This is a genomic window from Desulfosporosinus shakirovi, from assembly GCF_020595055.1.
GTDB classification, from domain to species: Bacteria; Bacillota; Desulfitobacteriia; order Desulfitobacteriales; family Desulfitobacteriaceae; genus Desulfosporosinus; species Desulfosporosinus shakirovi.
In genome coordinates, this window is record NZ_JAJDOO010000001.1 from 334148 (window position 1) to 344738 (window position 10591).

Consider the following 10591-nt stretch of genomic DNA (forward strand, 5'->3'; position numbering starts at 1 on the left):
CCCTTTAAGAACTTGAAGGGTTAGTTTGCACTGCGTCGTAAGACTGAGCGATGTACATACAAGTCTTACAATAACTCCGCCGTCCGCGTTGCCAAATCACTCCGCTCTCCACGAACCAACCGAACCTGACCATAAAAAGATTGCCCAGCCAACCGGTAAGCCAGATGGGCCAATCCATTACTCTCTTTATCCAAATAAGGATGATCGATTTGATCCGGATCCCCACAAAGCACAATCTTCGTTCCCTCACCCGCACGAGTAATAATCGTCTTCACCTCATGTGCTGAAAGATTTTGAGCTTCATCAATAATAATAAACTGATTAGGAATACTTCGACCCCGAATATAAGTCAGTACTTCAATTTCGAGTTGCCTTTTTTTAATTAGAAGATCAATAGCACTCTCAACCACCGATTCACTGCCTCTCTCGCGCTCTTTCTCACGCCGAGCCCGCAGTAAAAACTCAAGATTATCATAAATAGGCTGCATATAGGGACGCACTTTCTGATCCTTTTCTCCGGGAAGAAACCCAATATCCTTACCGAAGGGAACAATCGGTCGTGCACAAAGCATTCTAACATAGATTTCAGCGTGAACAGTTTGCTCTAAGCCGCTCGCTAAAGCAAGTAACGTCTTCCCGGTGCCTGCCGGTCCCATCAAATTAACTAATTTAATCTCTGAATTGTTGAGCATTTCCAGGGCCCAGGATTGCTCTAAATTTTTAGGTCTGATATCCCAAGGAGCGAGACCCTTCCCCATTTGATAGACGAGCCTTTCCCCATCCACTGAAGCTACAAGCGGCAGGACATTGCCATCACTTAAAACTGCTTTTACGCAACGGTTTGGAGATAGCGGAGACTTTAATGGAATGTATTTGTTTTGGTAAAGTACCCCAACATCGTGATCATCTAACGGCAGAGTTAATATCTCCTCCGTAATAGAAGGCAAGGCCACTTTGTCATTATGATAATCATCCGTTAAAATTCCTAAAGCATCGGCTTTAACACGCATTGCGATATCTTTAGTGACTAGGATAACAGGGCGTTCCTCCTCCCGCGTTAAACTTAGGGAGACTGCTAAAATCCGATTGTCTGCCAACCCTAAATCTGAGTTTATGGGCAAAATCTCATTAGAGTAATGATTTAACTCGATCCGAATCCTACCACCGTTTGGTAAGAGCACACCTTTGGAAAGTTGCCCCTTTTCCCGTAACCGATCCAGATAACGAATGGCCTCCCGAGCGGCTAGACCAATATTTTCCAAGAGGCGCTTCTTACTTTCTATTTCCTCTAAAACCACGTAAGGGATAATGACTTCATTGTCTTGGAATTGAACTATAGCGTTTGGGTCGTGCAGTAATACACTTGAATCGAGTACATATACTTTTTGCAACTATAATACACCTCTTCTTCAACTATCTCTTTATACCATATTCCAAATTTTTCTATAATTTCCTTATTGCCACTGCGATATGAATCCGAATGTCTCTAATACTATATTCCCTGCCTGCCTCACTAACCATTCGCAAAACAAATTTCATGACGCTCAAGCTGAATTGGCATAAACCTGAAGACGACCTCAATATATCCCTCAGAGAAATATCAAATGAGCATAGTCATATAACACAAGCCGTGCCTAGTATCAAACAATCAAGATTAAAACAAGGAGGCGAGTGTATTTAAACCATGAACCGTCATCAGCTTGGCTAGTGAAATTGTAGCACATGGGTGTAAAGTATAGCCTATCAAATAGGTTAAAGAAATGTTAAGGTTGAAAGGAGGGGGATTCTAAACCTTCAATAAAAAAGGGTCCGTTCTTTGCATTTTAATACAAAGAACGGACCCACCTGTCCAATCTTTATGCCTACTCCCCGTAAAGAAGGCTTTCAGCCTGTATTATAAGGCTGTCCGGAACAACAACCGATCCACCTAACGCCCGAACCATAGGACGGGCACCTGCATCTCTGAGTTTTGTGAGGTAAGCCTCCGTTGCTGGGGGCAGAGTGCTAAGAGCAGGGTCAATCAGAAGGACTGGATCACCAGTCTTTGCCGCTAATGCACTTCCGGCAATCGCATCTCGAAAATCAAACCCATTTGCTAAATAAACAATTTTGGGATTGGTTGAAAACTCGTTAAGGACAACGCCCGCCGTATCAAAGCGATCATTTCCTGCCAGGCGTTTAATAGCAGCATTAGGGGCTAACTCTTTAATTTGTGCTTCTACGGACTGGGAAATCACAGCCGCTCCGCCAATAATATATACGGCAGAAGGCTGATTACCGGAAATATAAGCCTTCGTTCTATCCGCAAGAGAGTTCTGAGAAACCAAGAGTGTAGGGTACTGTTTTGAACCTACAAGACTGGCGGAACCAAGTGCATCCGGGAAACTTTCCCCTGAAACTATGACTACAGGCGTTCCCGGCCCTACATTAGCCTTATCCACTACAGCCATACCTGTTTCGTAAAGATCGAACCCGCTTATGCGTTCAATGTTTGCATGTCCACCCTTAATAAGTTCTGTTTCGAACGCCGTACCAATCGCTACAGTTCCGCCAATAATAAGTATTTTTGTATCAGGTTTCGAATGTTTAGCAATATAATCAAATGCTTCTGAGGATTCCTCAACCGTAGCTCCTGCCAGTAAAATTGGCGCATTGAATTTTTTGGACAAGATATTAGAAGATAACGCATCAGTATAGTTGAGACCGGATACTAAGATAATGTTATCACATTGACCGCTCTCATACTCTTCAGCAATAGTTCTGGCTGTTTTGTAGCTGTCTTGCCCTGCTAAACGCATCGAGCCTTCCGCAGTTCCTTCAGGCACCATGGATTCCATCAAATCCATATAATCAAAGGAGTTGTTTTCATTTAATACCGGAATTTCAATCTCAACCGGTCGGTTGATTCCCGAAGTTACAGTACTAAAGCTCACCTTCAGATTTAAATTGCCTTTTACCTCTTCAGACGTACTCTCTTGTGACGTCAGATTATTCATCAATTGATTAATCTCGTTTAAATTCACTTCAAGATCAATGATCCCGCTCTGTTTAACAACATACCCATTAACAATAGCATATTCTAACTTGACGCCCTCATCACCTAAAAAAGTTACATCATCAAATTGATCCATAACCTTATTAAATTCAGTTAGAAACTCTTGCTTATCAGCATCAAATTCCTCGAAGGCTTTATCAAATTCGCCTAAGGTGTTTGCATCTTCCGGAAGTTGACTAAGTTCTAGGATTGAATGCATAAACTCCTTAACAAACATCATAGCCTCTTCGTCCTGGGTGAAATTATTGACCGTATATCGGATAAGCTTCTTTAATTGTGCATCATTGAGCTTCACTTCATAGAGTTTTGCCGACTTGCGGCCATCGTTGGTTTCTACATACTGACTTCCCTTGGAAACCACATTGACATCCGGATTAAAGCGTTTAGCATAACTGGTTAAAAAGTCAACTTGTTTTGATTGCATTTTACTAATTAATTCCGTAAGCTGACTAAAGTTCATAGGTTCAGATGCACCCATATCAGAGGGATTCATCACCATATATTCCTTTCCCGCAAATTGTGGCGGAAAAGATGCTGATGCTACTTGTGGAATTTTAATAACCTCTATGATTTTTGGAGTATCACCGGTCAAATCCGAGTCTACCCAAACAGGCATATTAAAGCTCATACCCTGTAAGTCCAAGTCCATGTCAACTTGTGATTTAACAACAGTCTTTTCTTTATTAGTGCTTGTTTTAGCATTCAAACTTAGTTTAGCATTATTCATAAATGCCTTAGCCATATCTACTTGTTGTTGAACTTCAGGATCAAAACCCGAGCCACTTAATTGTAAGGTGATCGTTGTCTGCTGCTGCAGAGACGTCACATCTTGCATTTTCATAGAAGCATCAAAAAGAACCTGCTGATTCTGACTGCACCCCGTAACTGCCAGCATTAAAGTTAATAATCCCACAAGCCAAGTCATTTTCATCTTCGATCTCATTTTTTTCCTCCTTAAAACCACTATTATATATTTATAACTAGTTCTACGATAAAGCTCTAATCCCTCCTTATTTAGGAAATTTATTATAAAACAAAAATTCCACCATTAGTATATATATGCCATAACCCTTCATCACTAGTATTTAAAAAGGGCAAGCTTGCCTCTGGCAAACTCACCCTTTTAGACTATTTTTACTTAACGACAATGTTAACCAGCTTCCCCGGTACCGTAATGACTTTCACGATGGTTTTTCCGGCGGTCCATTCAGCAACTTTAGGCTGAGCAAGCACTAGTTTTTCCAATTCAGCAGCCGAAATTTTGGCAGCCACTTGAATCCGTTCCCGAACTTTCCCGTTCACCTGAAGAATTACCGTCACTTCATCTTGTACAAGAGCCGCTTCATCCACTACAGGCCATGGCTGTGAATGAATGCTCTCTGTGTGTCCAAGCTCTTGCCAAAGTTCCTCCGTAATATGCGGAGCTATCGGGGCAAGAAGTATAAGAATCCCTTCCAAAGCCTCTCGACCCACTGCAGCATCCGCTGTTGGCTGCTCCTTATAAATATATAGAGCATTAACCCATTCCATAATAGTACTAATGGCTGTATTAAAATTGTAGCGCTTTCCGATGTCGACGGTTACCCTCTGGATAGCCATATGGGTGTGGCGACGCATTTCTTTACCGACTGGGTCTAATTTCCTCCATCTGTCCGTTGGGTCAGAAGTCGATGCCTTGTCTTGATTCTCTTTTAAAAGTGGCTCATATTGAGCAACCAAGCGCCAAATTCGATTCAGAAAACGATAACACCCTTCAACCCCTTGATCACTCCATTCCAGATCTCTCTCCGGTGGAGCAGCAAACAGAATGAACAAACGGGCCGTATCTGCCCCATATTTCCCAATAATTGCTCCGGGACTAACCACATTCCCCTTCGATTTAGACATTTTTGAGCCATTCATACAAACCATACCTTGGGTTAGCAGGTTTTGGAAGGGTTCATCAGCCTCCAAGTACCCAAAATCCCTTAAGCCCTTCGTAAAAAAGCGCGCATAGAGCAGATGCAGAATCGCATGCTCTACCCCACCAACATATTGATCGACATTCATCCACTGATTAACCGCTTTTTTAGAAAAAGCTTCTTCATCATTACGAGGGTCAGTATAACGAAGGAAATACCAAGAAGAACAGGCGAAGGTATCCATCGTATCCGTTTCACGCCGAGCAGCGCCCCCGCACTTAGGGCATGTTGTTTCAATAAACGAGGGGGATGTGGCAAGGGGATTTTCCCCTGCTTTAAAGACCACATCCGGCGGCAGCATCACCGGCAACTGATCTTCCGGAACCGGTAAAGTTCCGCAGGAATCACAATAAATCATGGGAATAGGCGCTCCCCAATAACGTTGACGAGAAATCAGCCAATCACGCAAACGGAAATTAACCTTCCGCTGACCAATACTCAGGCGCTCTACTTCATCGGCAATCCGCTCCAAAGCCTCATCACTGCCTAGTCCATCGAAGGCATGGGAATTAACCATAATCCCTTCCCCTGTGAAAACCGCTTTGAGCGATTGATCCTTCGCTTCAGGTAAGCTCCCGGGAGCCACTATAACTGTTTTAATTTCCAGGTTATACTTCGTGGCAAATTCAAAGTCCCTTTCATCATGAGCCGGCACGCCCATGACCGCTCCGGTTCCGTATTCCAGCAGAACATAGTTAGCAATCCAAATAGGCACTTTTTTACCACTCAGCGGATTGAGACAATGTGCCCCGATAAACAGCCCTTCCTTTTCTGCATCCGTAGAAGTTCGGGCAATTTCATTAAGCCCTTTCATCTTTTCAATAAAAGCCAACACATCCGCCTCGTACTCTGTCCCAGTCACCAGTTCAAGGACGAGTGGGTGTTCCGGAGCCAAGACCAAATAGCTCACCCCAAAGAGAGTATCAACTCGGGTGGTATACACCGGGATCTTCTCCGAATGCTCTTCCAGCGCAAAGTTCAGTTCCACTCCTTCAGAACGGCCGATCCAGTTGCGCTGCATAGTTTTAACCTTTTCAGGCCATCCCGGCAACTTATCTAAATCCTGAAGCAAGACATCCGCATAATCCGTGATTTTGAAAAACCACTGTTCCAGACTTTTCTTCGTTACCAGCGTATCACAGCGCTCACACCCGCCGTCCACGACTTGTTCATTCGCAAGCACTGTGGCACAGGAAGGACACCAGTTAACGGCAGCCTTCTTCTTATACACCAAACCATGTTTATGAAACTCTAAAAACAACCACTGTGTCCATTTATAATAACCCGGATGACATGTCGCCACCTCTCGGTCCCAGTCATAGGAAATCCCCATCTCTTGAAGCTGGCGCCGCATATTCTCGATATTCTTCCAAGTCCAGTCTGCCGGAGGAGTCTGGTGCTTAATAGCAGCATTTTCCGCCGGCAGGCCAAATGCGTCCCATCCGATGGGGTGAAGCACATTATGGCCGGTCATTCGCTTATAGCGAGCAATAACATCCGCTATAGAATAATTGCGCACATGCCCCATATGCAAATCTCCCGAAGGATAAGGAAACATAGCTAAAGCATAATACTTCGGCTTCGAGGAATTTTCCTCCGTTTGATAAGCTTTGCTATCCACCCACTCTTTCTGCCACTTCGATTCGATCTCAGGAAACGAGTACCTCTCTTGCATAAAAACCTTCCCCCTTAGAATAAGTCACTCACTGTTTATATTCTCTAATTTGAAATAAGTATTAGTTTTATTTTATCCACTCATTAGTGTGCCCGAAACATAGGGGTCTGAATATAAAAATCTCTCGTCCCTAAAGGGACGAGAGATCTACTCCCGTGGTACCACCCATTTTCATTAGTGCTTAAGCGATCTTAACGGTTCGCACCGGTGTTCATTGCAACCTGAACACAGCTCCAGGGCGAGTTCCCGAAGTTCCCAATAACGGCTTGCACCTCCCGCCGCCTCTCTTAAAAGGGTTCCACAGTACTGCTCCCTATCATAGCATTTACGTGTTTAAATTATATGCCTATTAGAATTAATGCTCGATCGGACTCACTGACATGACTTCCGCATCTTTCCACAAACGTTCAAGCTGATAAAACTCCCGTTGATCCGGAGTCATAACATGAATCACTAAATCACCGCCACAATCCATCAAGACCCAGTTGGCCGTTGGCAATCCTTCAAGATGAACAACCGGTATTCCTATCTCCGGCAACTTCTCTTCCAAATGGTCAGTAATGGCTTTAACTTGAGTGGTGGTATTTCCAGTCACAATTAAGCAATAATCCGTAACCATGGAAATCCCCTTTAAACTCAGAAGGGTAATGTCCCCACCTTTTTTGTCTTCAACAAAATCGACAACCTTATCAAGTATTCTTTGATCCAGTTCCAATATTTAACCTCCTTTGTAAATCATCAAACGTCAATTGAGTTAATGGATGAATGGGACGTTTGCTTTCTTTTAAATATATTAAAGTGTGTTCAACACAGGCCAACGTTCCCTTTTCTAAATTATCATACAAGGATTGACGCAAAATGTCCACTTTTGGAAAATCACGATCACGTTCGGTTAGATCAGCACTGTAAATGAGCATCTCCAATGGTCCCATTCCCGGTCTTCCTAAAGTATGATTCTCGACAGCCGCTAAAACTTCTGCATCATCTAACCCATAATAATGCTCCAACCAATAAGCAGCCACCGGCCCGTGCAAAACATAGGGGCTCTGCGCATCCTCAGGATAATGCAGCAAATTCCACCGTCGCGCGTACCTAAGTTGATTATTCAAAGAAACTTCTTTTGCTAAATCATGCACTAACCCTGCACAACGAGCCCTGACAGGATCCAATCCATGATGATCAGCCAGTTGCTCTGCCCAATCTGCCACACCTAACGTATGCCTGAATCGTTCCTCTGAAAGAACTCGGGCCGCCAGATCCCTTAGCACTTCAACCTGCAATATCACGTATCCCCGCTCCTCTTTATCTCCACATTCTCTTTAACTATTTATTTTATCAAGTAAACGCTTACGATGCAAAATATAAATGGGAGCCCCCCACAAGCGGAGGTCTCCCATACAGTCGCAGGTTACATTTGTTTTGGTTTAGCTTCGTTGACCGTTAATGGTCTTCCGCCAAAATCTTTGCCATTTAGCTCTTCCGCCATACGTGCTGCATCCGTTTCCTCAACCTCGATGAACCCAAACCCCCGGGAACGGCCAGTTTCACGATCGGTAATAATCCGACTGCTTTCAACTTGACCATATTCACTAAAGAATTGACCAAGTTCTTCAGCTGTCGTATTCCACGGAAGATTTCCGACATAAAGTGTTGTTGGCATGATAACTGTCACCTCTATCTTGTATTAATCATTGATCGTTTTTAGTATGATCAAATCCAGACAGAGTATGCGAAATAAAAACAATGATTAATTACAAAATTGAACAGTTTGAAGTATTTTTGTTGCAAATCTGTATATTTCATGAATCTGCATAAAGTCTATGTTGCTCAAGATAAAGACGCACACTCTCAGGCAAAAGGTAACGAATGGGTTCTCCACGCCGGACCCTAGCTCTAATATCGGTTGAAGAAATCGCTAAGGCGGGAACTTCCAGATAATGAATTTTCCCCTGAGTCTCAGGATGTTCATGTTGAACCTTCAGAAAGAAATCACTCGCATCAAACCCAGGGCGCGCTGCGCCAATATATTGAATCAACCTAAATATTTCTTCCGCCTCGCGCCAAGAAAAGATCTCTAACAGAGCATCTGATCCTGTAATAAAATAAAGCTCATATTCCGGCCAGTCACGACGTAAAACGCGCAAGGTTTCAACCGTATAGGACGGACCTTCCTTCTCAATTTCCACCCGAGAAATATCAAAGGCCGGGTTATCTTGAATAGCTAGTTTCACCATCTCATAGCGCATTTCTGCTGCTGAGATGTCTTTTCTATCTTTATGTGGAGGCGTCCCCGTCGGTATAAATAACACTTTGCTCAACTTAAACTCAGCACGTGCCATTTCCGCAGCAACCAGATGCCCATAGTGAATCGGGTCAAAAGTCCCGCCCATGATTCCTAACCTATTCATATAATAAATTCCTCTTCCGTTTTTGGTTTTATGTCCAGTAGTTTAAAGATCAGTGAATAAAAAGCTACAAAACGATTCTTCGGAGTTCGTTCGCCTTAGCATTTTCAGTATACCACGCTCAGTCCACTATCAACCTCCAAAACTCCGTATTTTTCACCTTACTAGGTAAAACGCAGGTTAAGGCATCTTCAACCCATACCTGCGTTTTACCTTAGAGAAGATTCTTATGGTTTGCAGATAGATGCTTCCCAGTAGATGAATATATCATTTTTGATCCTTTTGAATAGACCGCTGCCTAAATGACTCGAACAGTTTTTCTTAACTAACTTATTTTTTGAATCAAGACAGATGCATCGGCATTGCTCACAGTCCCGCCTGCTAGAGTCTGCAGGGTGGCCGCCGCCGCACTGGTATGGTTTCGCAAGGTTAGAACATCACCGGCACCAGCTGTAATAATTACCATGCCTGGATTTGGTTGAGTGCCCGCCCCTGAGCCATAGGTGGCACCAGCGACAGGAACGTTATTTTGGAAGAGTGTAAACTGGTTTGGTTCAACAGCTGCAGCATTGAACCATATAGAGTAGGTGCCGGCTGTACCAATGATAATCGGAGCTGTTCCCGGGGCATGGGTTATACTGCCCACAATTACTCCGTTATCACTGAACAATATATCTGCTTCCAAAGGAACGACTTGAAGGCCTAAATTATAGATATAAGCAAACTCTTCCAGACCTGCTCCTGTTGTTCCCGTTGCACCTGTTATTCCTGCTGCTCCCGTTGCTCCAGTGGCTCCTGTGGCTCCTGCTTCTCCCGCTGCCCCTGTGGCCCCTGTGGCTCCTGCTTCTCCTGCTACTCCTGTGGCTCCCGTTGCTCCCGTTGCTCCTGTTGCTCCTGCGGCTCCTGCTTCTCCTGCTGCCCCTGTTGCTCCTGTTGCCCCTGTTGCCCCTGTTGCTCCTGTTGCTCCTGTTTCTCCTGCTGCCCCTGTTGCTCCTGTGGCTCCTGCTGCTCCTGTGGCTCCCGTTGCTCCTGCTGCCCCTGTTGCTCCTGTTGCTCCTGTTGCTCCTGTTGCTCCTGTTGCTCCTGTGGCTCCCGTTGCTCCTGCTTCTCCTGCGGCTCCTGTGGCTCCCGTTGCTCCCGTTGCTCCTGCTTCTCCTGTCGCTCCTGTTACTCCTGTTGCTCCTGTCGCCCCTGCTTCTCCCGCTGCCCCTGTGGCTCCTGTTACTCCTGTTACTCCTGTTACTCCTGTTGCCCCTGTTACCCCTGCTTCTCCTGTGGCTCCTGTCGCTCCTGTCGCTCCTGTTGCCCCTGTTGCCCCTGTTGACCCTGTTACCCCTGTTGCCCCTGTTACCCCTGCTTCTCCTGTGGCTCCTGTCGCACCTGTTGCCCCTGTTGCCCCTGTTGCCCCTGTTGCCCCTGTTGCCCCTGTTGTCCCTGTTGCCCCTGTTACCCCTGCTTCTCCTGTGGCTCCTGTCGCTCCTGTCGCTCCTGTTAC

7 protein-coding genes, 1 pseudogene and 1 other annotated feature are annotated in these 10591 nt (G+C 44.8%); all 8 genes and pseudogenes read right to left on the reverse strand.

What is annotated here, in order from left to right; genetic code table 11:
- Window positions 1-65 precede the first annotated feature (65 nt).
- Complete coding sequence (locus LJE72_RS01680) at window positions 66-1391, reverse strand: PhoH family protein (protein WP_229245641.1); 1326 nt, start codon at window positions 1389-1391, stop codon at window positions 66-68.
- Between the two features lie 471 nt (window positions 1392-1862).
- The gene (locus LJE72_RS01685; RefSeq protein WP_229245644.1) at window positions 1863-3998 is read right to left on the reverse strand and encodes a cell wall-binding repeat-containing protein; all 2136 of its coding nucleotides are present in this window, start codon (window positions 3996-3998) and stop codon (window positions 1863-1865) included.
- A 191-nt stretch (window positions 3999-4189) separates the two neighbouring features.
- Entirely contained in the window at window positions 4190-6691 is a 2502-nt protein-coding gene (gene leuS / locus LJE72_RS01690; RefSeq protein ID WP_229245652.1) for a leucine--tRNA ligase, read from the reverse strand.
- A gap of 131 nt (window positions 6692-6822) precedes the next feature.
- Window positions 6823-7020, reverse strand: a binding site (T-box leader).
- Window positions 7021-7046: 26 nt separating this feature from the next.
- On the reverse strand, window positions 7047-7406 hold the full coding sequence (rsfS, locus tag LJE72_RS01695; protein ID WP_229245660.1) for a ribosome silencing factor: 360 nt from the start codon (window positions 7404-7406) through the stop codon (window positions 7047-7049).
- Complete coding sequence (gene yqeK / locus LJE72_RS01700) at window positions 7381-7977, reverse strand: bis(5'-nucleosyl)-tetraphosphatase (symmetrical) YqeK (protein ID WP_229245662.1); 597 nt, start codon at window positions 7975-7977, stop codon at window positions 7381-7383. Before yqeK ends, rsfS begins: the two co-directional genes overlap by 26 nt.
- A 122-nt stretch (window positions 7978-8099) precedes the next feature.
- A complete protein-coding gene (locus LJE72_RS01705; RefSeq protein WP_229245670.1) occupies window positions 8100-8351 on the reverse strand; it encodes an RNA recognition motif domain-containing protein in 252 nt (83 codons plus the stop codon).
- Window positions 8352-8490: 139 nt separating this feature from the next.
- Complete coding sequence (gene nadD / locus LJE72_RS01710; protein WP_229245672.1) at window positions 8491-9099, reverse strand: nicotinate-nucleotide adenylyltransferase; 609 nt, start codon at window positions 9097-9099, stop codon at window positions 8491-8493.
- A gap of 322 nt (window positions 9100-9421) precedes the next feature.
- Window positions 9422-10591, reverse strand: a pseudogene (locus LJE72_RS01715) (hypothetical protein); the annotation flags it as partial.

What these genes read in the sequence shown, in the direction of transcription:
- LJE72_RS01685 (WP_229245644.1), bottom strand. Translation starts at nt 3,998, where the DNA reads ATGAGATCGAAGATGAAAATGACTTGGCTTGTGGGATTATTAACTTTA.
- leuS (WP_229245652.1), bottom strand. Translation starts at nt 6,691, where the DNA reads ATGCAAGAGAGGTACTCGTTTCCTGAGATCGAATCGAAGTGGCAGAAA.
- LJE72_RS01705 (WP_229245670.1), bottom strand. Translation starts at nt 8,351, where the DNA reads ATGCCAACAACACTTTATGTCGGAAATCTTCCGTGGAATACGACAGCT.
- nadD (WP_229245672.1), bottom strand. Translation starts at nt 9,099, where the DNA reads ATGAATAGGTTAGGAATCATGGGCGGGACTTTTGACCCGATTCACTAT.